Source organism: Enterobacter sp. GER_MD16_1505_Eko_090 (assembly GCF_003331015.1).
Taxonomy (GTDB): Bacteria; Pseudomonadota; Gammaproteobacteria; order Enterobacterales; family Enterobacteriaceae; genus Enterobacter; species Enterobacter roggenkampii.
Genome location: NZ_PUQF01000002.1, coordinates 288,118 through 310,268 on the forward strand (window position 1 = coordinate 288,118; position 22,151 = coordinate 310,268).

At 62.4% G+C, this 22,151-nt stretch carries 17 protein-coding genes and 4 pseudogenes; 8 read left to right on the top strand and 13 right to left on the bottom strand.

All coding sequences use genetic code 11. The features are described from left to right. Positions 1 to 114 precede the first annotated feature (114 nt). From C6A40_RS03780 to C6A40_RS03795, 4 genes and pseudogenes are all read right to left on the bottom strand, one after another. The gene (locus C6A40_RS03780; RefSeq protein ID WP_045335574.1) at positions 115 to 810 is read right to left on the bottom strand and encodes an ArsR/SmtB family transcription factor; all 696 of its coding nucleotides are present in this window, start codon (positions 808 to 810) and stop codon (positions 115 to 117) included. Beyond that, a pseudogene (locus C6A40_RS03785) lies at positions 803 to 919 on the bottom strand (amino acid-binding protein); the annotation flags it as partial. The gene C6A40_RS03780 and the pseudogene C6A40_RS03785, both read right to left, overlap by 8 nt. Beyond that, entirely contained in the window at positions 898 to 1,227 is a 330-nt protein-coding gene (locus tag C6A40_RS03790) for an antibiotic biosynthesis monooxygenase family protein (protein WP_008501327.1), read from the bottom strand. The gene C6A40_RS03790 and the pseudogene C6A40_RS03785, both read right to left, overlap by 22 nt. A 151-nt stretch (positions 1,228 to 1,378) precedes the next feature. Then, a complete protein-coding gene (locus tag C6A40_RS03795; protein ID WP_058657710.1) occupies positions 1,379 to 2,794 on the bottom strand; it encodes an aldehyde dehydrogenase family protein in 1,416 nt (471 codons plus the stop codon). A 100-nt stretch (positions 2,795 to 2,894) separates the two neighbouring features. Here C6A40_RS03795 and C6A40_RS03800 point away from each other — a divergent pair. Next, positions 2,895 to 3,780 (top strand): annotated as a pseudogene (locus tag C6A40_RS03800) (LysR family transcriptional regulator). Here the strand turns inward: C6A40_RS03800 and C6A40_RS03805 are convergent. Continuing rightward, on the bottom strand, positions 3,767 to 4,246 hold the full coding sequence (locus tag C6A40_RS03805; RefSeq protein ID WP_008501331.1) for a carboxymuconolactone decarboxylase family protein: 480 nt from the start codon (positions 4,244 to 4,246) through the stop codon (positions 3,767 to 3,769). The pseudogene C6A40_RS03800 and the gene C6A40_RS03805 overlap by 14 nt on opposite strands. Positions 4,247 to 4,347: 101 nt before the next feature. Here C6A40_RS03805 and pdxR point away from each other — a divergent pair. Then, positions 4,348 to 5,735: pseudogene (gene pdxR, locus C6A40_RS03810) on the top strand (MocR-like pyridoxine biosynthesis transcription factor PdxR). A gap of 86 nt (positions 5,736 to 5,821) precedes the next feature. Here the strand turns inward: pdxR and C6A40_RS03815 are convergent. Next, a complete protein-coding gene (locus C6A40_RS03815) occupies positions 5,822 to 5,983 on the bottom strand; it encodes a DUF1127 domain-containing protein (protein ID WP_008501333.1) in 162 nt (53 codons plus the stop codon). A 176-nt stretch (positions 5,984 to 6,159) separates the two neighbouring features. On the opposite strand from C6A40_RS03815, the gene C6A40_RS03820 reads away from it, so the two are divergent. Further along, positions 6,160 to 7,575 carry an aminotransferase-like domain-containing protein gene (locus C6A40_RS03820; RefSeq protein ID WP_021240629.1) on the top strand — a complete coding sequence of 472 codons (1,416 nt, stop codon included), beginning with the start codon at positions 6,160 to 6,162 and terminating at the stop codon, positions 7,573 to 7,575. A 90-nt stretch (positions 7,576 to 7,665) separates the two neighbouring features. On the opposite strand, the gene C6A40_RS03825 is transcribed toward C6A40_RS03820, so the two are convergent. After that, positions 7,666 to 8,787: a ribosomal protein uL16 3-hydroxylase gene (locus C6A40_RS03825; RefSeq protein WP_021240630.1), complete on the bottom strand. Its 1,122-nt coding sequence runs from the start codon at positions 8,785 to 8,787 to the stop codon at positions 7,666 to 7,668. A 136-nt stretch (positions 8,788 to 8,923) separates the two neighbouring features. Further along, a pseudogene (locus C6A40_RS03830) lies at positions 8,924 to 9,532 on the bottom strand (ATP-dependent Clp protease proteolytic subunit); the annotation flags it as partial. Positions 9,533 to 9,614: 82 nt separating this feature from the next. Here C6A40_RS03830 and C6A40_RS03835 point away from each other — a divergent pair. Then, positions 9,615 to 10,001 carry a VOC family protein gene (locus C6A40_RS03835; RefSeq protein WP_023293372.1) on the top strand — a complete coding sequence of 129 codons (387 nt, stop codon included), beginning with the start codon at positions 9,615 to 9,617 and terminating at the stop codon, positions 9,999 to 10,001. A gap of 179 nt (positions 10,002 to 10,180) precedes the next feature. Next, positions 10,181 to 10,798 carry a response regulator transcription factor gene (locus tag C6A40_RS03840; RefSeq protein ID WP_008501344.1) on the top strand — a complete coding sequence of 206 codons (618 nt, stop codon included), beginning with the start codon at positions 10,181 to 10,183 and terminating at the stop codon, positions 10,796 to 10,798. A 3-nt stretch (positions 10,799 to 10,801) separates the two neighbouring features. On the opposite strand, the gene C6A40_RS03845 is transcribed toward C6A40_RS03840, so the two are convergent. The 5 genes from C6A40_RS03845 to C6A40_RS03865 all read right to left on the bottom strand — a co-directional run bounded on the left by C6A40_RS03845 (position 10,802) and on the right by C6A40_RS03865 (position 18,024). Further along, positions 10,802 to 16,384, bottom strand: coding sequence for a trifunctional serine/threonine-protein kinase/ATP-binding protein/sensor histidine kinase (locus C6A40_RS03845; RefSeq protein WP_058657711.1), 5,583 nt, complete (start codon positions 16,382 to 16,384; stop codon positions 10,802 to 10,804). A 9-nt stretch (positions 16,385 to 16,393) separates the two neighbouring features. Continuing rightward, a complete protein-coding gene (locus C6A40_RS03850; RefSeq protein WP_008501346.1) occupies positions 16,394 to 16,774 on the bottom strand; it encodes a response regulator transcription factor in 381 nt (126 codons plus the stop codon). A 20-nt stretch (positions 16,775 to 16,794) separates the two neighbouring features. Then, positions 16,795 to 17,058 carry a XapX domain-containing protein gene (locus C6A40_RS03855; RefSeq protein WP_008501347.1) on the bottom strand — a complete coding sequence of 88 codons (264 nt, stop codon included), beginning with the start codon at positions 17,056 to 17,058 and terminating at the stop codon, positions 16,795 to 16,797. Then, positions 17,055 to 17,276, bottom strand: a complete 222-nt coding sequence (locus C6A40_RS03860) for a DUF1427 family protein (RefSeq protein ID WP_023326631.1) — start codon at positions 17,274 to 17,276, stop codon at positions 17,055 to 17,057. Before C6A40_RS03860 ends, C6A40_RS03855 begins: the two co-directional genes overlap by 4 nt. A 61-nt stretch (positions 17,277 to 17,337) precedes the next feature. After that, positions 17,338 to 18,024 (bottom strand): hydrolase, encoded by a 687-nt coding sequence (locus tag C6A40_RS03865; RefSeq protein ID WP_045335563.1) that lies wholly within the window; start codon positions 18,022 to 18,024, stop codon positions 17,338 to 17,340. Positions 18,025 to 18,242: 218 nt separating this feature from the next. Between C6A40_RS03865 and C6A40_RS03870 the strand changes: the two genes are divergently transcribed. The 3 genes from C6A40_RS03870 to C6A40_RS03880 are packed head-to-tail and all read left to right on the top strand — an operon-like array spanning position 18,243 to position 22,137. Next, positions 18,243 to 20,114, top strand: coding sequence for an amidohydrolase (locus C6A40_RS03870; RefSeq protein WP_045335561.1), 1,872 nt, complete (start codon positions 18,243 to 18,245; stop codon positions 20,112 to 20,114). Then, positions 20,114 to 20,521 carry a DoxX family protein gene (locus C6A40_RS03875; protein ID WP_045335559.1) on the top strand — a complete coding sequence of 136 codons (408 nt, stop codon included), beginning with the start codon at positions 20,114 to 20,116 and terminating at the stop codon, positions 20,519 to 20,521. The genes C6A40_RS03870 and C6A40_RS03875 overlap by 1 nt, the downstream gene beginning before the upstream one ends. After that, a complete protein-coding gene (locus tag C6A40_RS03880) occupies positions 20,518 to 22,137 on the top strand; it encodes an MFS transporter (RefSeq protein WP_045335557.1) in 1,620 nt (539 codons plus the stop codon). Before C6A40_RS03875 ends, C6A40_RS03880 begins: the two co-directional genes overlap by 4 nt. Positions 22,138 to 22,151 lie beyond the last annotated feature (14 nt).

Sequence of the window (22,151 nt, forward strand, 5' to 3'; positions counted from 1 at the left end):
ATAGTTATCAGGGTAACTATCAAGAAACGAGAAGTTAAAGCGCAGGAATTGCGAAAGGTGTTACTGGAGGAAATGTACACGTAGGCCCGGTAAGCGCAGCGCCACCGGGCATTTTTAGCGGCTAAAAAGTCTTTTTACAGCGGCCTTCCCCGACGCCGTCACCACCACCTCCCGATACCCCGCCACCCGCTGGATCCAGCCTTTACTTTCCAGATGGTCGAGCAACAACGCACCGGCTTCTCCGCCCAGGTGAAACCGTCGCTCGCTCCAGTCCAGGCAGGCGCAGCAGGCCTTCCGGCGGGGATGCGCGCTTAACGGAATACCGAGCGCCAGGAACTGCTCCCGGCCATAGAGTGTCAATGCGGAACCGTCAGCCTCCAGCCAGCCTTCCGCCTGTATGAAATCATAGATATGCACCGCCACGGCGCCTGCGAGGTGGTCGTAGCAGGTCCGGGCTTCACGCATGGCTTTCGGCGCGCTGGTTTCCGGCGGGGTAATGCGGCTCCACGAAAGCCCCATCATCTGTTCCACCAGCGCCGCCACGTCGTGCCCGGCAAGACGATAATAGCGATGCCGCCCTTGCGACAGGCAGGTAATTAGCTGCCCTTCAACCAGCCGGGCAAGATGCCCGCTGGCGGTCGACGGCGCAACGTCTGCCGCCGCACTCAGTTCGGTGGCCGTCCATGCCCGCCCGTCCATTAGCGCACAGAGCATCTTCACGCGCGACGGATCGGCCATGGCAGCCGCCACCGCGGCAATCGCCTTTTCCAGCATCGCGCTGTTATCGGGGGGTAAACTCGTCTTAAGCATGGGCCGCCCAGGGTTCGGTGATCTCTGCGGCCAGCTTATCATCATCCGTCAGCAGAATAAGGTGATTCGCATGGTCGCTGTACTGAGTCAGGATAGACACGCCGCGTGCCCTCCGGTTTCGGAACTGTATTCCCGCACCAGCTGCGCCACCCGAATACGGTAGAAAGAAAAAATCGACGCCCGCCCTTCGGCCTGCGCCGCCTGATGAAAGACGTTCTGCTTCCAGCGGCGGACGGCCTCTTCATCCCGCCACCAGGAAAGGGACAGGATTTTGCCGTCGGTGGTCAGGCTCTGGAACCGTTCGATATCAATAAAGCCGTCGATGTCCGCCAGCAGCGGCTTAAGCTCTGCGGCAAGCTGAAGATAGCGCGCCTGATGGGCAGGCGCGGCTTTGGCTTCGAAAAGGACTGCGATCATGGTTTTCTCTCCGTTGTGATGTTGGGGAGAGAATGCAGGAGGGAAAAGCACAATGCTTCGGCAAGGAGCGAAGCGTTGTGCCGGATGGCGCTGCGCTTATCCGGCCTACGGCTCATGTAGGCCCGGTAAGCGCAGCGCCACCGGGCGGGTTTTAGCCCACCATCGACCTCGGCTCCATAAACGCCCGAATTCCCCACTCGCCCATCTCGCGCCCCACGCCGGAGTGTTTGAAGCCACCAAATGGCGCTTTCGGTTCATGAGTCAGGGTGTTCACCAGTACGCGACCGGAAACAATCTGCTGTGCCACGCGTCGCGCGCGGTCCACATCGCCGCCCAGCACCATCGCGCTCAGGCCGTACTCGGTGTCGTTGGCAATGGCGATCGCCTCCGCCTCGTCACGATAGGGGATCACGCACAGCACCGGGCCGAAAATCTCGTCACGGGCAATCGTCATCCGGTTGTTCACGTCGGCAAACAGCGTCGGACGCACAAACCAGCCGTCCCGCGTGCCGTCCGGTCGTCCTTCGCCGCCCGCCAGCAGGCGCGCCCCTTCTTCGATTCCTTTGCGGATATAGCCCTGCACCCGCAGCCACTGCTTTTCGCTGACCATCGGGCCGACGTCTGTCGCACTGTTGCGCGGGTCGCCGGATTTCACCGCCGCCACGGCCTGCGCCAACGCGGTTTCGATCTCCGCCTTGCGCGAGTAAGGCACCAGAATGCGCGTCCCGGCCACGCACGCCTGCCCGCTGTTCATAAACCCGGCCTGGATCACCAGCGGGATCGCCTGCGCCAGATCCACATCATCCAGCAGGATCGTCGGCGATTTACCGCCCAACTCCAGCGTTACGCGCTTAAAGCTTTCCGCCGCGTTGCGCAGGATCGCCTTGCCGGTATTCGTGGAACCGGTGAACGAGATTTTTGCCACGTCCGGATGACGGCTGATGGTCTCGCCCACCGTCTCGCCGCGTCCGGTGACGATATTAAATACCCCTGGCGGTAATTCAGCATCGCGCAACGCTTCAGTGACAATCTGCGTTTGCAGGGCGCTCATTTCGCTCGGCTTGATCACCGCCGTGCAGCCCGCGGCGAGCGCGGCCGCCAGTTTGCCGCAGATAAACCCGGCATCGCTGTTCCACGGCGTAATCAGCCCGGCCACGCCAAGCGGCGTCATCTGCACCGTTGCGGCACCTGCGGGGGTGACAAACTCAAACGCCTCCAGCGCCTCGATGGCCTGAGCAATCACCTCTGCCGGATAGCTGGCCATCCATGCCGAGCGCGAGGCGGGCGCGCCGTACTCCTCGACAATGGCGTCCAGCAGCGCATCGTGACGGGCGGCCACGGCGGCGTGCATGCGCTTCAGCGCGGCGATGCGTTCCTGCTTTGTGGTCTGCGACCACGCCGGAAACGCCGCTTTCGCCGCCGCGATAGCGCGTTCAGCGTCAACCTCATCCGCCAGGCGAACCTGACCCATAACCTGCGCCGTCGCCGGGTTGTACAAATCAAACCACTCGGTACCGTGCGGGGTAACAAATTCGCCGTTAATAAAGATCTGTTCGATAGTGTGCATATAAACCTCCTCAGGCTGCGTGAGACCAGTCTGTCACGGCTTCTCCGTTGCGATAATCCACGCTATGCTGCAATGGTTGTTTCGATTTTCAGGATAATCTATGCATCGTTCAGGTCTGACAGAGCTGGAAGTGGTGATGGCGGTGGTGCGGCGCGGCGCAGGAGCTGGGGATGTCCGCCACGGCGGTCAGCAACGCCATCGCCGGGCTGGAGAGCCGCCTTGAGACGCGACTTTTCAACCGCACGACCCGCAGCGTGGCGCTCACCGACGCCGGGCAGCGCTACGTGGCGCGCATTGGTCCGGCGCTGCAGGAGATCCGTCTCGCCGGGGAAGAGATCCACAGCGAAACCGGGGAACCCGCCGGCACGCTGCGCCTCAACGTGCCGAACCATATCGGCACGCTGTTTCTGGACCAGCTGCTGATCGACTTCATGATCCGCTACCCGAAAATGCGCGTGGAAACGGTGAGCGAAGCGAGGATGATCGACATCGTCGCCGAAGGCTATGACGCGGGGATCCGCCTCGAAGAGTCCGTTCCGCAGGACATGATCGCCGTGCCGCTGACCGGTGAGATCCGCCAGCTCGTCACCGCCACGCCGGACTATTTCGCCCGTCACGGCATACCCGAGACGCCGGACGATCTGCTTTCACATCAGGGGATCGGCATGCGTATGGCCCAAGGCGGGATCTACCGCTGGGAACTGGCACGTCGGGGTGAAACGTACGCGCTTGCCGTGCCGCCGCGCTTTGCGACGTCCGATCTTTTTGCCTCGATCCGCGCCGTAAAAGCGGGGTTAGGGGTGGGATTTTTACCGGAACTCTATATTCAGGACGAGCTGAAAAGCGGGGAGCTGGTGAGCGTCTTAAACGACTGGACGCAGCCGTTTGCCGGGCTGCGCCTGTACTACCCCGGCCATCGCCACGTCCCGCCAGGGCTGCGGGCGCTGGTGGCGATGATCCGCGAGCGCGGAATTATTCCAGGTTAGCTTTATTCAGCCCGTACGCCGCATCCAGCGAACCGGGCGCCATGCGGGAGGTGATCCCCAGACGGTTCCAGGCGTTGATCGCCACGATAGCGAAGTTCAGCTCTGAAATCTCCACGTCGGAGAAATGTTCCGCCACGCTGCGGTAGAGGGCGTCGCTGACACCGTGAACGCCAATCTGGGTCAGCGCTTCGGTGAACGCCAGCGCCGCTTTTTCGCGGGCGCTAAACAGCGGGGACTCGCGCCAGGCCGCCAGATGGTACAGGCGCAGCTCGCGCTCGCCGGCGATTTTCGCCTCTTTTGAGTGCATATCCAGACAGAACGTACAGCCGTTCAGCTGCGACACGCGAATGTCGATCAGGTGCTTCAGCGCCGGGTCGATGGAGGTTTTTGCCACCTCCATGCTCAGGGCAGACAGCGCGTTGGCGAGGGCAGGTGTAGCTTTATGGTGGTTAACGCGAGTGCTCATGGTCTTTCCTCTTTTTGTGCGGCATGTGTCATGCGATGAGGCAAATCTACGCCGTTCATGACATAGTAAAAAGATACAAAAAGCGTGAAACGAGGTAGGACATGAAGCCGGGCTATCACGAGATTTATTCCCGCTATCGCGACAACATTATGCGCGGCGTGCTGAAGCCGGGCGATAAGGTACCTGCCATCCGCGTGCTGGCGGAAGAGCTGAAGGTGGCGCGTAAAACCGTCGAAACGGCGTATGCCATTCTGACGGGTGAAGGGTATCTGGTGAGCCAGGGGCGCGCGGCACGCGGGTTAACCCGGACTTACTGTTGCCGGACAAGCATGCCCCGGCGGAGCAGCCCACCGGTACGCTTCCGGCCTCGCTCATCAGCCAGCGCGAGCGGGCGGGGTTTCTGCGCCCCGGCATCCCCGCCCTCGACAGCTTCCCGTATAAAAAGTGGCTGCTGCTGGCGGGCCAGGCGACGCGGGCCATGCGTCAGGAGGAGATGCTCAACCCGCCGGTGCTGGGCTGGTATCCGCTGCGCCAGGCCATCGCCAGCTACCTCAACATCTCGCGCGGCTTGTCCTGCACCGCTGAACAGGTGTTGATCACCAGCGGCTACAGCGGCAGCCTGCGGCTGATCCTCGATACCCTCGCCAGCCGCAGCGACAAGGTGGTGTTTGAGGATCCGGGTTATTTTATGGGCCAGCAGCTGCTGAAGCGGATCGTGCCGCGCCTGCACACGGTGCCGGTCGATCGCTGCGGCATCGACACGGACTACCTGCTCCGCCACCATCGCGACGCCCGTTTTGCCATCGTCACCCCGTCGCACCAGAGTCCACTGGCGGTCACGCTCTCGCTGCCGCGTAAACAGCAGCTGCTCGACTGGGCCAGCCAGAACGAGGCGTGGATTATCGAAGACGATTACGACGGAGAGTTTCACTACACCCGCAAGGTGCTGCCGTCGCTGAAAAGCCTCGACCAGCACGACCGGGTGATTTTTATGGGCTCCTTCAGTAAAACCATTATGCCGTCGCTGCGCATGGGCTACGTGGTGATGCCCGCCAGCACCGTCGGGGCCTTTACCGACTGCGCGGACATCACCACCAGCGGCCAGCCGGTGCTGACGCAAAAGATCCTCACCGCGTTTCTCAACGAAGGGCATTTTTTCCGTCACCTGAAAAAGATGCGCGCGCTGTATCAGACCCGCCGCGACTGGATGATTGCCGCCCTGCAGGAGGTATATGGCGATCTGTTTTTCACCGAGCAAAACGACGGCGGGATGCATATCGTGGCGTTCCTGACCAAAGGAAGTCGTGACCGGGAAATCGCGCGCTGCTGGCAGGAACAGCAGCTGCAGGTCAATGCGCTCTCGGAGTGGTATCGCGGGTCGGGCAAACGTTACGGGCTGGTGATGGGCTATAACAACGTGCGTTCGTATCAGAAGGCGCTGGATTTGCTGGAAAGGCCGAAGCGGCAGACGCTTGCGCTGTTGCGCTGAAAATCGCCCGGTGGCGCTACACTTACCGGGCCTACGGGATCGAGTAGGCCGGGTAAGGCGCAGCCGCCACCCGGCGACGACGTGGATCACACATCATATCGCGACAACCCGACGTCCTTGAGCTGCTCGTCGCTCATCTGGCTCAGGATGCGGCGGGTGCGGTTGATGCGATACCAGTTACGCAGCGTTTTCGCGATCCAGACAAACACAACAAACGGACGTTTTGAACGATTCTCGTAGAATTCCATGATGCTCTCCTCACTGTGTCAGTGGGGTTATCATCCCGGAAATCGGCCTGTGCAATACAGATGCAAAAACAACTTTTGTTTAACATACAGATCCGCTAAAACAGTATCTGCATGGCCATTTTCGCAGCAATCTGTACTGGTTTTATAATCTGTATGGTGAAAACAGAGGATACAGCATGACGCGCTATCAACATCTCGCCAACCTTCTGGCAGAACGCATTGAACAAGGGCTGTATCGCAGCGGCGAACGTCTGCCGTCGGTGCGCGCGCTGAGCCAGGAGCACGGCGTGAGCATCAGCACCATACAGCAGGCCTATCAGATCCTCGAGAACCTCCAGCTGATCACGCCTCAGCCGCGCTCCGGCTATTTTGTCTCGCCTCGCAAGGCCCAGCCGCCCGTCCCGGCGATGACGCGCCCGGTGCAGCGCCCGGTGGACGTTACCCAGTGGGATGAGGTGATGATGCTGCTGGACGCCCGCGCCGACAAAGAGATGATCTCCTTTGGCGGCGGTTCGCCGGACATTAACCAGCCGAGCCTGAAGCCCCTGTGGCGCGAGATGAGCCGCATCGCGCAGCATAACCCCGGCGAGATGCTGAGCTATGACGTGCTTGACGGGCGCCTGGAGCTGCGCGAGCAGATCGCCCGCCTGATGCTGGACGGCGGCTCCACCGTCTCGGCAAGCGACATTGTGATCACCAACGGCTGCCACGGCGCGCTGTCGATCGCCCTGCTGTCGGTGTGCAAACCGGGGGATATCGTGGCGGTGGAATCACCGTCGTTTCACGGCACGATGCAGATGCTGCGCGGGTTTGACATCAAGGCGATTGAAATTCCCACCGACTCTGAAACCGGGATCAGCATCGAAGCGCTAGAGCTGGCAATGGAGCAGTGGCCGATCAAGGCGGTGATCCTGGTGCCCAACTGCAATAACCCGCTCGGGTTTATCATGCCGGAGGCGCGGAAAAAGCAGGTGCTGGCCCTCGCCCAGCGGCACGATATCGTGATTGTCGAGGATGATATTTACGGCGAGCTGGCGGCGGAGTACCCGCGCCCGCGCACCATTCATTCCATGGATATCGACGGCCGCGTGATCCTCTGCAGCTCGTTTACTAAAACCGTGGCGCCGGGCCTGCGCGTCGGCTGGATTGTGCCGGGACGCTACTACGACCGGGTGATGCACATGAAATACGCCGCGGGCGGGTTTAACGTGCCGGGCACGCAGATGGCGGTGGCGGCGTTTATCCGCGACGGCCATTACCATCGCCACGTGCGGCGTATGCGCCAGATTTATCAGCAGAATATGGAAACCTACACCTGCTGGGTGCGGCAGTATTTTCCGGCAGAGATTTGCGTCACGCGCCCGCAGGGCAGCTTCCTGCTGTGGGTTGAGCTGCCGGAGACGGTCGATATGGTGTGCGTCAGCAAGCAGCTGTGCCGGCTGAAGATCCAGGCCGCGGCCGGGTCGCTGTTTTCCGCCTCCGGGAAGTACCGCAACTGCCTGCGGATCAACGTGGCGCTGCCGCCAACGGAGAAAAATCGCGAGGCGTTGAAGAAGATGGGTGAAGCGATTGTGATTGCGATGGAGGAGTAGTTTTTGCCGGGTGGCGGCTTCGCCTTACCCGGCCTACGTTCTCGCCGTTGTAGGCCCGGTAAGCGCAGCGCCACCGGGCAACAGGCCGCACTACTCGTCGAAGTACCAGTACCCCTGATTAATCAGCCCGGTGAGCTCCTCGACAAACGCCGGGTTTTTCAGCGCATCGCCCAGCTCGGCCTGGCCGAGTTCGGTGTAGCGGCACAGCGCATCCGCCGCCTTCGCGTCTACCGTCTCCAGCTGTTCGCTGTTGATGAAGAAGCTGCCGTTGATATTCAGCACGCGCAGCCCGCTCAGGCGAGACAGCGTTTCGCCGCCCTGCAGCGCATCCAGCACCTCTTCCGGCGCATACGGCGGCTCGGCGGCGGCGATATCCAGCTCGTGGCGCGGCGTGGAGACAAAGCTGCCGAACCATTTTGTGAAATCTTCCGGCTTGCCGATCATGTCGATCATCATCTGACGGATGCGATCGAGTTCGTACTGCTCCACGCGGCCCGGGTGTTCGCGGCAGGTCAGATCCGGATCGCTGTAGTGCTCGCCGCCCAGATCGTTTTCCAGCGCGTAGTCGGCGAAGCTGCTGATCAGATCGCGACCGTTCGGCCCGCGGAAGCCGACGGAGTAGTTGAGCGCCGTTTCATGGGTAAATCCGTCGTGCGGGAATCCAGGCGGGATGTAGAGGATATCGCCCGGAGCCAGATCTTCGTCAATAATCGGCTCGAACGGATCCACATGCAGCAGCGCCGGATGCGGGCAGAACTGACGCATCGGCAGCTTGTCGCCCACGCGCCAGCGGCGGCTGCCCATCCCCTGAATGATAAACACGTCGTACTGATCGATATGCGGACCCACGCCGCCGCCGGGCACGGAGAAGGAGATCATCAGATCGTCCAGACGCCAGTCCGGCAGAACGCGGAACGGACGCACCAGCTCCGCGGCGGGCATATGCCAGTGGTTCACCGCCTGCGCCAGCAGCGACCAGCCGGTTTCGCCCAGATCGTCGAAGTGCTCAAACGGACCATTGCTGGCCTGCCATTTACCGTTGAAATGGCTCACCAGACGGCTATCGACCTCCGGCTCCATCGCCAGCCCTGCCAGCTCGTCCGGGGTAATCGGATCGACAAAATTCGGGAAGGCATTTTTCAGCACAACGGGTTGTTTTTGCCAGTATTTCTCAAGAAATTCCGGCCAGTTCAGGTTCAGTTGATACGCCATGGGTAGCACCAGTGAGAGGGGAAACAGGCGCGATTATAGGTAAGAAAGCAGAGGGGGAACTTGTCATGGGTCAAACGAGGGCGTGTAGGTCGGGTAAGGCGTAGCCGCCACCCGACACGTACACGGCGGTAAAAACTTAGTCCAGCTTCAGCTCGTCATAATGGGTGATCAGCTTGCCCACGATGCCGTAGTCCAGCGCTTCCGCCGGGGACATCCAGAAGTTGCGGTCGGTGTCTTTTTTCACTTTTTCCAGCGGCTGGCCGGTGGCGTCAGCGATCAGCTTGTTCACGCGATCCAGCATGCGAATGATCTCGCGCGCTTCGATCTCAATATCCGTCGCCTGACCGCGCACGCCGCCCAGCGGCTGGTGGATCATAAAGCGGGTATTTGGCAGCGAGTAGCGGTGCTCTTTTTTCGCGGCCAGGAAGATGGTGATCCCGGCGCTCGCCACCCAGCCGGTGCCGATGACGTGCACTTCCGGGCGAATGAATTTGATGAAGTCGTGGATGGTGTCGCCCGCTTCCACATGGCCGCCCTGGCTGTTGATGTACAGCTTGATCGGATCGTTGCTGACGCTTTGCAGCAGGATCATCTGGGTGATCACTTTCTGCGCCAGCTCCTGGTTGATCTCACCGGAGATCACAATCGAACGGGACTCCAGCAGTTTTTGCTGCAGAGCGCCCGCGCCGTTTGACCCTTCCGCTTTATCCTTGTCGCTTTCTTTCAGTGTGTAGTGCATTGTCTTTTCCTCAGCTTGTCGCGCTCAAAACCAGAGTGTAGCCTGTTTTACCGGTGAAAGTCCTCACCGACACATCACGAGGGAACTTATGCATATTGCCCATGTTGCACTCTGGACCCGCAGCCTGAACGCCCAGGTTCAGTTCTGGGAAACGGTTTTTAATGGCCGCAGTAACGAACGCTACGTCAGTAAAAATCGTCCGGGGTTTGAATCACACTTTATTACGCTGGATGACGGTCCGACCATCGAGCTCATGACGCTGCCGGAGCTGCCCGACGCCCCGCTGCACCCGGAGTTTATCGGCTGGGCGCATATCGCCATCAACGTCGGCAGCAAGGCAAAAGTGGACAGCATGGCCGAGCGAGCCCAGGCCAACGGCACGCTGCTCAGCGCTCCGCGCCTGACCGGAGACGGCTTTTATGAGGCGGTGATCGCGGACCCGGACGGCAACCGCATTGAGCTTGTCGGTGCATAAAAACAGCGTTTCGTTCCTTCACCGCCCCCGCCCCGGCTCGCTATACTTCATACGGTTATCATATTGTTAAATGATAATGATAGTTAATGTGTTAAGATGAAAGGCAGCATAAACAGTCTCTTACGTCGCCGTAGTGACTGTTTGCATCCTCGACATGTCAATCAGCACCGGGGCGGTGAATGGAACACATTGTGTATGTGGTAGATGACGATGACGCCGTCAGACAGTCCGTGATCGGGCTGCTGGAATCGGCAGGCCTGAACGCCATCGGCTTTTCATCGGCAGAAGCGTTTCTGCAATACCGCTTTGAGGATCTGCCGTCGTGCGTGATCCTCGATATGCAAATGCCCGCCATTTCGGGTTTTGAGGTAGCAGACGCCCTCAAGGAAAGCGGGCGCGAAATCCCGATTATTTTCCTCACCGGCCACGGCACCATCCCGATGTCGGTGCGCGCCATCAAAGGCGGCGCGTACGAATTCCTCACCAAGCCCGTCGAATCTAACGCGCTGATAGACGCCATCGAATCTGCACTGCAGCTGGCGGAAAACAACGCCGAGCGCAATAAAGAGCACTACGCCCTGAAGCAGCGCCACATGTCCCTTACGCCGCGCGAGCACGAGGTGCTGACGCTGGCGATAAGCGGCATGCTGAACAAGCAAATTGCCGCCGAGCTGGGCGTCAGCGAGATCACGGTGAAGGTGCACCGCCGCCGCGTGATGGAAAAAATGCAGGTGCGCTCCGTGGCCGAGCTGGTCAGGGCCGTTGAGCGCCTGACCAAAAGCCAGCCCGCGGAATAACGTTTACGCTTCCTGCGCGGCCAGCGGCAGCGCGAAGGCAAATATCGTGCCGTGCGGCTCCCGGCGGCGCGCGCTTAGCTTCCCGCAGTGGCGCTCGATAATGCTGGCGCTGATGGTCAGCCCCATCCCCATTCCCTGCGGCTTGGTGGAGTAGAACGAGTCAAAAATCTGCTCCAGCCGCTCGGGCTCAATGCCGCTGCCGGTGTCGGCGATCTCAACGATCACCTTCCCGTCCGCGTTGCTGGTGCTGAGGGTGATGGTGCTGGCACGCTCCTTCACCTCGGCCATCGCCTCAACCGCGTTCATCACCAGATTCAACAGCACCTGCTGGATCTGCACGCTATCGCCGGTGATAAAGCTGTCGCTGGCGTTCAACAGATAATCAACGCTTATGTGTCGCTGCTCCAGCTCGCTGCGCGAAAGCGTGATGATATGGTGGATCAGGGAGTGCATGTCGATGCGCGAGAAGGTGGGATCCTGCTTGCGCGTCAGGGACTGAATGCTGCGAATGATCTCCCCCGCCCGCGCGCCTTCGGCGGCGATCTCCTCCAGCCCTTCCCGCACTTTATCCAGCCGGGCGGGCTCGCGGCTGAGCCAGCGCAGGCTCGCTCCGGCGTTCGAGACGATCGACATCAGCGGCTGGTTGATCTCATGGGCGATGGAGGAGGTCAGCTGTCCGACGGTGGTGGCCCGGGACACCCGCGCCAGATCCGCCTGCGCCACCCGCATGGCATCCTCCGCGGCGCGCTGGCTGGTGATATCGGTGATGATGCCGTAATACTCGTTCACCTCGCTGCCCACGCCCACCGGATCGCCAATGCCGAGGATGTAGCGCGTTGAGCCGTCGGGACGCTTAACGCGAAACTCCGCGCGCATCGAGAGCCCGTCGCGCACGCTTTGGGTAACGATGGCGCTGATGCGGGCGTAATCGTCCTCATGGACGAAGGTCAAAAACTCCGCCATGGAGATCGTCTTTTGCTGCTCGGGCAGGCCGAGAATGCGGGCGTATTCGTCCGAGACAAACATCAGATCCTGCTCCAGCTCCCAGCGCCAGCTGCCGGTGTGGCTGATCTGCTCGCCCAGCATCAGCGAGGTCTGGCTGGCGCGCAGCTCTTTCTCCACCCGGCGGCGCTGGATGTTCTCCGCCAGCAGCTCGGCGTACAGCCGCGCCGTCTCCAGGGAGACCGCCGCCTGCGCGCCCAGCAGGCTGACCACGCGCGAGTGCTCGGCGGTAAACACTTCCGGCATCAGGCGGTTTTCCAGGTACAGCACGCCCACCAGCCGCGCCTGTTTGAACATCGGGACGCACATCACCGCCGCCCCCGAGGTCACCAGATAGGGGTCCTGGCTGAAGGGGTGAAACTCCTCCGGCCTGCCGGTGCGGATCTCCTGCCCGGTGCGGATCACCGCCGCGAGCACCGACAGCGGCAGGTCGGTCGCCGTCGGCACGTCTTTCAGGATCCGCACCCGCACGCCGTCGGTGCTGGTCCAGGCGCTGGCCTCGATCTCCGGAATCAGGCTATCGCTCACGCGAAGCAGCAGGCCGCGCTGCGCCCCGGCGCGTTCGAGGAGGATCGTCATCAGGTTTTCGATTAAGCGCTCAAGGTTGATCTCTTCCGACAGCGCGCGGGAGGCTTTGATCACGCTCTGCAGATCGCGGATGGTCTCGTTCTGGGCGAACGCTACCGTGTCATAGGCGCTCGCCTGCCCGGAGGCCAGCAGGTGCGGGAAATCCTGCTCCAGCTGGCGCACTTTGGCCTGCGCGCCCGCCCGACCCCAGGCGGAGATGGCCCCGCGGAAGTGTGCGTCCGAGGCGGTTGGATAGCCGCAGGCCAGCGCAAAGCGGCCCGCCAGCTCGTGGGCCAGGGCGTTAATCGGATTAAACCCGCCCTCGCGGGAGAGCCGGACCGCCTTCTCGTACTGCTCAAGCGCGATGCTGTTCATCCCGTCCAGACGCACGATTTCGGCGTAGATCAGCGCCTCTTTATCCGCGAAGGTGCCGGGATTGATGCGCGCCCAGAGGGCGATTTTGTTGTAGTGGGCGTGAATGCTGCGGCGGTGGTTCGCCGAGAAGGTCTCCGGCGTCAGCTGACGCGAAAGCGCCAGCGCGCTGTAGAGATGGTAATCCAGCAGATGGATGTGCCCCGGCGCGGACCACGCGTACCACCCCGCCATCTCCAGATCCGCCTGTGCGTCGGCGTACTCGCCGCAGGTAAAGTGCGCCATGCCGCGATAGAGCCAGTACCAGAACAGCATGGTGGAGGTCTGCTCCGGGGCCTGCTCCGGCGACGCGGGAAGCAGCGCCTCGGGCAAGACCTGCGACGCGGTCCAGGTGCCGATGACCGGCGTGCGCAGGAACTCAACGTAGCCGCGCTGCACCATCAAAATGCTTTCCACGTCCTGGAAGTGGGTTTTACGCACGAACGCCAGGCCGCGATCGATGCTGGTCAGCACCCCGTCCAGGTGATCGCCCCGCGAGAGGAAATTAATGACCTGGTGGCAGGCCGCAAAGCAGGCCATCGTCATATCCCCGTGGGTGACCGCCGCGCTGAAGCAGGCTTTCGCGCACTCGATGGTGAACGACAAAGGCTGGGTCCAGACGCTGAGCTGGTCGAGCGGCAGCAGGGTCTTGGCTTCAAAGGCATCGTAGCCGTGGCGGGTCACCAGCTCGCGGGCCAGCGTGCCGTACTGAAACCCGAGGCGATACTCGGCGTAGCGGTGGCCCATTAGCACGCCAAACCAGGCCATCGCCGTGGTGGAGGCGCCGGTGATGCCGTGGTCGAGGGTCAGGTGCATCATGCGGCAGAGCAGTAAGAAATGCAGGCGCGGGCAGATGAAGCTGGCGCAAATGCTGGCGCTGTAGAGCAGGTTCATCACCGCTTCGGTTTCCGGGTTCTCCATCCGCGAGAGCGGGGCAAAGAGATGTTGCGGCGCATCATTTGCGCGGTTGCAAAAGCGTTCCCAGGCCTCGTCGCAGTCGGCATCTTCCGGATAGCGGCCAATCTGGATGCCAAACACCCCCAGCCAGCAGAGCGCCGCTTCCAGCGCCAGACGGCTGTCCGACTGGCGAATGTACACTTCCACCAGCAGGTTGGCCGCCAGCGCCTTTTCGGTCAGCCCGCCGGGGCAGCCGAGGATGGCGTCACATAGCTCGCGGGTCCGCTCCAGGTGCCCCAGCGCAAACTCGCAGCCCGCCTCTTCGATATCGAGCATAAAGTCCGACACCGTCCCGGCGTTGCCCAGCGCTCTGGCGGTCTGGATATAGCTCAGCGCCGAAAGATAATCTCCCGAACGCTTCGCGCGTCGCGCGGCCAGCAGGCTCAGCTCGCGGAACCGCTGGCGCTGCGGGGCGGGCTGGATGCTGTCCAGCGCGGCCGTGACGTGGTGAACGGCGCGGAACAGCAGCTCATTCCCCGCCGCCTGGCGCGCGGCGTCGGCCAGCAGGCTGGCGGTCGTCAGGTGAATGTGGCTTTTCTCATGCCGATCCAACAGCGCAAAGGCGGCCTCCTGCACCCTGTCGTGGGTGAAGGCGTACTTTTTTTCCGTCAGCACGATGAGCTGGGCCATCACCGCCGGATGCAATGCATAGCGCATCTCCGCCATCGACAGGCCAACCACGCGGCACATCATCTCCATCTCGCCCGTGCCGCCGAGACAGGCAATGCTGCCCAGCAGGCGGCGCGTCTCGTCGGGCAACTCTTCGAGCTGCTCCAGCACCAGGGTGACCACGTTTTCGGTGTAATGCCGGGCGCGGATCGCCTGCAGATCGTAATGCCACTTGTCCTGGTATTTGTTATGCACCACCAGCCCGTCGTCGACGATGCGGCGGAAAAATTCATGCACAAAAAGCGGGTTGCCGCCCGTCTTCTCGTGGATCAGGGTGGCAAGGTCGGTCGTCGCCGCGCTGCGGGTGCGAAACACCGTTGCCAGCCAGCGCGCCACGGCTTTAACCGAGAGCGCCTGCGGGACAATCTCGCTCGCGTGCTGTGCCGCCTCCGGCAGGCTCGCCAGCTGCTGTTGCAGCGTGGGGTCGGACAACGAGCCGATATCGCGGTGGGCGACAACCACCAGCAGCGGGATGGCGCCGCAGTTCACCAGCAGCGCGTTGAGCGTTTGCAGGCTGGCGGCGTCGCTCCACTGGAGATCGTCGAGCACCAGCACCAGCGGGCAGCCCTGCGAGGCAAAGGTTTTCACCAGCGCCAGCACCATATGGCTGAAGCGCGCCCGGGCATCAATCGAAAACGTATCCGCCGAGAAGCGCGGCTTGCTCTCAAGCAGCAGGCCCAGCTCGGGCACCAGGCTGACGGCCAGTTCTTCATAGCCTTCAAGGGCGCGCGAGAGGCGGATTTTCCACTTCGCCACCTCGTCTGCCGGCAGCCCCAGCAGGTGCAGCGTCAGGGTGCGGAACGCGGAGCTTAATACGCCGTAGGGCAGCGACGGTGAAAACTGATCGACTTTGCCCACCGCCAGCAGCACCGCGCGCTGCTGCAGCGTTTTAAGCGCCGTCGCAATGATCGAGGATTTGCCGATCCCCGACGGCCCGCCGATGGTCACCAGCTCCGGCACGCGGTTCTGCCCCACCCGCTCAAACGCGGCAATGACGTCGTTCGCCTGCGGATGGGTCGCGAACAGGGAGTCCGCCAGATGGATCGCCGGGGTACGGTCCTGCTGGCCGGGAGTAAAGGCGACGATGTCGCCCTCGCAGGTCAGCGTCGCCTGGCAGCGGCGAAGGTCGGCAATCAGCCCGTCGACCGTCTGGTAGCGGTTATCGGGGTGCTTCTCCAGCAGCTTCAGGATGATGGTCGACAGCATCCCCGGCACGTCCGGGCGTATCGCGTCCGGGGCCAGCGGCGCCGAGGCGATGTGGTAATGCGCCCAGTTGGTCTGGTCGTCCTCTCCCAGCTCAAACGGCAGGCGGCCGGTCAGGAGTTCATACAGCACCATGCCGAGGCTGTAGAGATCGCTGCGGTTATCCACGGGACGCTGGGTGCGGGAGGTGTGTTCCGGCGACATCCAGGCAGGCGTACCGCCCGAAACGGCAAGCCGGGTCTGGGAGAAAGCATCGGAGAGCGTGCAGGAGAGGCCAAAGCTGCCCAGGCGGCAGGTGGCATCGTGCTGAACAAAAATGCTGCCGGGCTTGATATCGCCGTGGATCAGGTTTTGCAGATGCATCTGGCGCAGAGGGACGCAGATCTGGATCGCCAGCTCGATAAAGCGCGCGATCCCCGAGATCGCCCTGCCCGCGCGCCGCGCCAGCAGCTCAAAGGAAAACGGGGCGTACACCAGCGCGAAGCGTCCCCGGTACTGGGTGGAGGCGACGGCGCGAATGGCCCAGCTGTCCTGCAGCATATCGCGCAGCGCAAACTCGTTTTTGAGCAGCCGGGTGGCCCGCTCTTCCTCTTCGTCGCTGACCGCGGTGGCGATAATGAACGAGCCGCCGGAATGAGGATGTCGCGCGTGCATCCAGGCGATTCCGCCCTCCTGCGCCAGCACGGTAAAAATCACATCCTCTTTAAGGACAAAAACCCGCCCCTGGTGAAGATTCCCCTGGGCGGGCCAGAATGCAGGCTGCTCGTTTTCGTTCATCCGCGATCCTTATTGTCGGCGGGCCAGCTCCCGCTGGATATGATCCAGCAGAATATCGATGTTAATGGGCTTACGCAAAAAAGCAGCGGCGCCCAGACCGAGAGCGTACCGCTGCATATTTTCATCAGCATGACCGGAGATAAAGAGCACGGGCGGCGGCGGTACGGCCAGCAGCCGCAGCTTGTCAAACAGCTCAAGGCCGCTCATGCCCCGCAGCTTGATATCGGTGATCACCAGCGCCGCGCCGGACAGGGCGAGCGGATGGCTCAGAAATACCTCTGCCGAATCAAACGTATCGGTCGAATAGCCTTCCGACTCCAGGAGATTACTCAACCCGCTGCGGACGGAACGTTCGTCATCAATGATGGCAATGCGCCACGGCAGCGTCATGCTGTTATTCCTCTAACCAGTCATTTAACGTCGCGGGTATCCTTCGCGGGCGCAGGGGGCGCCGTGCCGCTGATTTTCGGTACGCATTCGTGACGAAACCAGGCGAGGGTAAGCGGTTCGCGACTCAGTAAACGCCGTCCCACCGGGATGAGCTGTTCACCCACCAGCATGCCAAACAGGCCAAGCAGGGCGACAACCGGCGGCGCCGGGGAATGGACGTCGAGCAGAGCGTAAATTACCCCAGCACCCACGCCGCACACCAGCGAAATTATCCATGCTTTCATGACGACGCTCCCGTCTGCGAACTGGCCTGCGGAACGGTCACCTGAGGCGGCGGCGCGCCGTCGCGGGATAAGAGATGGCGAGTCGCCTGTTCACCCGCCAGCATCCCCAGCAGGCCAATCAGCGCCAGCGCGGGCGGCGCGGGGGAGCGCACCTTCAGCACGGCATACATCAGGCCAATCAACACGCCTGCCGCAAGGGATATCAGCCCAGTACTCATCGTGAACTCCAGAGAAAGAGGCAGCGGCGAGCCGGATGAGGGACCAGCCCGCCGACGGGACTTAGCGAGCCGGAACCGGCGCTAAGGTGCGGTGCTCGCTCTTCTGGCGAGACGGCGCTTTGTGCACCATGGTGTAGGCGTAATCCACGCCCATGCCGTACGCGCCGGAGTGCTCGCGCACGATGTCCATCACCGCGGTGTAGGTCTCTTTACGCGCCCAGTCGCGCTGCCACTCCAGCATCACCTGCTGCCAGGTCACCGGGATCACGCCCGCCTGGATCATGCGCTGCATCGCGTAGTCGTGGGCTTCTTTTGAGGTGCCGCCGGACGCGTCCGCCACCATATAAATTTCGTAGTCGCCTTCCAGCATCGCGCACAGGGCAAAGCTGTTGTTGCACACTTCGGTCCACAGACCGGCAACCACGATCTTCTTCTTGCCGTTGGCCTTCAGCGCGTCGCGCACCTTCTGGTCGTCCCAGGAGTTCATGGAGGTACGCTCCAGAATGTCCTGGCCCGGGAACACGTCCAGCAGCTCCGGATAGGTGTTACCGGAGAAGCTTTCGGTCTCTACGGTGGTGATGATGGTCGGGATGTTGAACACCTTAGCCGCTTTCGCCAGCGCCACGGTGTTGTTTTTCAGCACCTGGCGGTCAATCGACTGCACGCCAAACGCCATCTGTGGCTGGTGATCGATAAAGATGATCTGACAGTTCGCAGGGGTTAACACTTCGAGCTTTGAAGAGGTCATAGCATTTTCCAGTGGTTAAGGGTAGAAATCGCCGCGAGCGCCGCGACGATAAAGTCACCCTCATCCTGCGGTTTTCCCTCTCCGCGCGTAATTATCTCTTCGTATAGTTAACCTTAGGTATAGTTATACTTTGGTATACCTATCCTATTGTATAACTGGATCTTTGCCGAAACCGGTTCCCATAATCCTGACCATTCCCCTCTCAGTCAGGAGCAGTTATGGTTACCCTCGGTAAAGCCGATCTCATTCTGGTTAACGGCCAGTTTCACACCGTCGATCGCGAGAATCCTGTCGCGGAAGCCGTTGCCGTGCGCGATGGAAAATTTCTGGAAGTGGGTACCGTCGCCGAGGTGATGCAGCACCACGGCGACGGCACCAAAGTGGTCGATCTGAAAGGCCACACCGCCATCCCCGGCCTGAACGACTCGCACCTGCACCTGATTCGCGGCGGGCTGAACTACAACCTCGAGCTGCGCTGGGAAGGCGTGCCGTCCCTGGCCGACGCCCTGCGGATGCTGAAAGAGCAGGCGCTGCGCACCCCGTCGCCGCAGTGGGTGCGCGTGGTGGGCGGCTGGACCGAGTTCCAGTTTGCCGAGCGCCGCATGCCGACCCTTGACGAAATTAACGACGCCGCGCCGGACACCCCGGTCTTCATCCTGCACCTCTACGACCGCGCCCTGCTCAACCGCGCCGCGCTGAAGGTGGTCGGCTACACCAAAGACACGCCAAACCCGCCGGGCGGCGAGATCCAGCGCGACGCCAACGGCAACCCGACCGGGATGCTGATTGCCCGTCCGAACGCCATGATCCTCTACGCCACGCTGGCCAAAGGGCCGAAGCTGCCGCTGGAGCAGCAGGTGAACTCCACCCGCCAGTTCATGCGCGAGCTGAACCGTCTGGGGCTGACCAGCGCCATCGACGCGGGCGGCGGCTTCCAGAACTACCCGGAAGATTACGAGGTGATCGCCGAGCTGCACGCGAAAAAGCAGATGACCATCCGCATCGCCTACAACCTGTTTACCCAGCGTCCGGGCCACGAGCTGGAAGACTTTGAAAAATGGACCGACATGCTCACGCCGGGCCAGGGCAGCGACTTCTTCCGCCACAACGGCGCGGGCGAGATGCTGGTCTTCTCTGCCGCCGATTTTGAAGATTTCCTCGAGCCGCGCCCGGATCTCGCGCCGGGCATGGAGGACGAGCTGGAGCGCGTGGTGCGCCATCTGGTGGAGCACCGCTGGCCGTTCCGCCTGCACGCCACCTACAACGAGTCCATCAGCCGCATGCTGGACGTCTTCGAGAAAGTGAACCGCGACATTCCGTTCAACGGCCTGCACTGGTTCTTCGACCACGCGGAAACCGTCACCCAGGCCAACATCGACCGCATCAAAGAACTGGGCGGCGGCATTGCCGTGCAGCACCGCATGGCCTTCCAGGGGGAGTACTTTGCCGAGCGCTACGGCATCGAAGCCACCCGCCACACGCCGCCGGTGGCGAAAATGCTCGAGACCGGCGTGCCGGTAGGCTTAGGAACGGACGCCACCCGCGTGGCGAGCTACAACCCGTGGACCGCGCTCTACTGGCTGGTCTCCGGCCGCACCGTCGGCGGGATGCAGATGTACGATCACAGCGCCCGACTGGATCGCGATACCGCCCTGATGCTCTGGACCCAGGGCAGCGCGTGGTTCTCCAGCGAGCAGAACCAGAAGGGGCAGATCAAGGTCGGCCAGCTCGCCGACCTGGCCGTGCTGAGCAAAGACTACTTCCGCGTGCCGGAAGAGGAGATCAAGGGCATCGAGTCCGTCCTGACGGTGGTCAACGGCGATATCGTCTACGCCGCGGGCAGCTTTGGCCCGCTCGCGCCGCCGGCCATCCCGGTCCTGCCCGAGTGGTCCCCGGTGGTCAAGGTGCCGGGCCACTACCGCAGCGCGCCGCCGCAGGCCGCACGCGTCGGCATGAGCCCTATTCACCACTGCAGCGGCCCGTGCGGGGTTCACAGTCACCAGCACGATTTCGCCCGCACGTCAGCGATGCCGGTGTCCGACGATAACGCTTTCTGGGGGGCGCTGGGCTGCAGCTGCTTTGCATTCTGATGAAAAACACCACTATGCCGCCCCGGGTCGACCTGGGGCTGTTCTTCCTGCGCCTGACCGGCAGCCTGCTGCTGCTCTATGTGCACGGCCTGCCGAAGGTGCTGCACTTCAGCGAAGAGCTGACGCGCATTGAAGATCCGTTCGGCTTCGGGCCTTACGCGAGCCTGATCCCGGCAATATTCGCGGAGGTGATCTGCCCGCTGTTGATCATTGCGGGCGTCTACACCCGCCTGGCGTGCCTGCCGATTATCGCCGTGCTGCTGGTGGCGATGCTGGCGGTCCACCCGAACTGGTCGATTGCCGAAGGGCAGTTTGGCTGGCTGCTGCTGATTATCTTCACCACTCTCGCCCTCACCGGGCCGGGCCAGTGGCGGCTGCAGCGTAGGGCAACGGAGAGGTTCGCATGACCCAGGTTAACGACGTTCGCGACGCACACGTCGAGACGACGCCCGCACCAACGGTTTCGCCTTGGCAGCCGCTGAGCCAGCCGGTGTTCCGCATGCTGTGGATCGCCACGGTGGTCTCTAACGTCGGCTCATGGATGAGCGACGTCGGCATCAACTGGAGCATGCTGACCCTGAGCGCCGATCCGCTGGATATCGCGCTGGTACAGGCGGCCAGCAGCCTGCCGATGTTCCTCTTCGCCCTGCCGTCCGGGGTGATGGCGGACATCGTCGACCGACGTAAATACCTGCTCTTCTCCCAGCTGTGGGTATTCATCGCCGCCGCCGGGCTGACGGCGCTCTCCTTCACCGGACACGTCACCCCCACCGTGCTGCTGGTGGCGACGTTTCTGCTGAGCGTGGGGGCGGCGATGAGCTCGCCGCCGTTTCAGGCCGTGGTGCCCGATCTGGTGAGCAAGCCGGAGCTGGGCGCCGCCGTGGCGCTGAACTCGCTCGGGGTGAACATCAGCCGGGCGATTGGCCCTGCGCTGGGTGGTTTTCTGCTGTCACTGGCCGGGCCGTGGATGGTGTTTGCCCTGAACGCGCTGTCCGTGGTGGGCGTGGCGTGGGTGCTGTGGCGCTGGCGTCCGGCTCCGTCCATTCAGCGTCTGCCGCCGGAGCACTTCTTCTCCGCGGTGCGCTCCGGGATTCGCTACGTGCACGCCGCGCCAGTGCTGCGCAACGTGCTGGTGCGCACGGTGGCCTTCTTCGTTTTCGGCAGCGCGGGTTGGGCGCTGCTGCCGCTGGTGGCGCGCCGCGAGCTGGGTCTGGGCCCGGCGGGCTACGGCGTGATGCTGGCATGCATCGGCCTGGGCGCCATTGCCGGGGCGATCCTGCTGCCGCGCCTGCGCCAGCGGCTGAACGCCGACCGGCTGATGGTAGCCGCGAGCCTGGTCTTTGCCCTCACCATGCTGGCGCTGGCGTTTGTGCGCCACGTCTGGCTGCTCAACCTGTTTGAGTTCTTTACCGGCTTCGCGTGGATTGCGGTGCTCTCGACCCTCAACCTCGGCGCCCAGCGCAGCGCCGCCCGCTGGGTGAAGGCCCGCGCGCTCGCGGTCTACCTGACGGTGTTCTTCGGCTCGATGACCACGGGCAGCGCCATCTGGGGGCAGATCGCGTCGCAGTTCGGCACCCCGACCGCGCTGGTGGTCGCCACGCTGGGGATGGTGCTGGCAAGCGCCACCGTGTTCCGCTGGAAGCTGGAGAAAGATCCTGATTTAAACCTCGACCTGAGCGGCCAGCCGCTGGACGGCGTGGAGATCGACCTGCCGAACGAGCGCGGCCCGGTGCTGGTGTCGCATGAGTACATCATTGACCCGCACAACGCGAAAGCGTTTTTGCAGGCAGTGCACGAGCTGCGCCGGGTACGCCGCCGCGCCGGAGCGATGAGCTGGGCGGTGTATGAGGATATCGAACGTCCCGGACTGTTTATCGAGACCTTCCTGATGGGCTCCTGGATTGAGCATCTGCGCCAGCAGGAGCGCCACACCATGAATGACCTCCTGCTGCAGAGCCGCGTTCTGGCTTTTCATCAGGGCACAACATCACCGGCCATTCGCTATCTGGTCGCGCCGGTATAACCCTAACCATCACC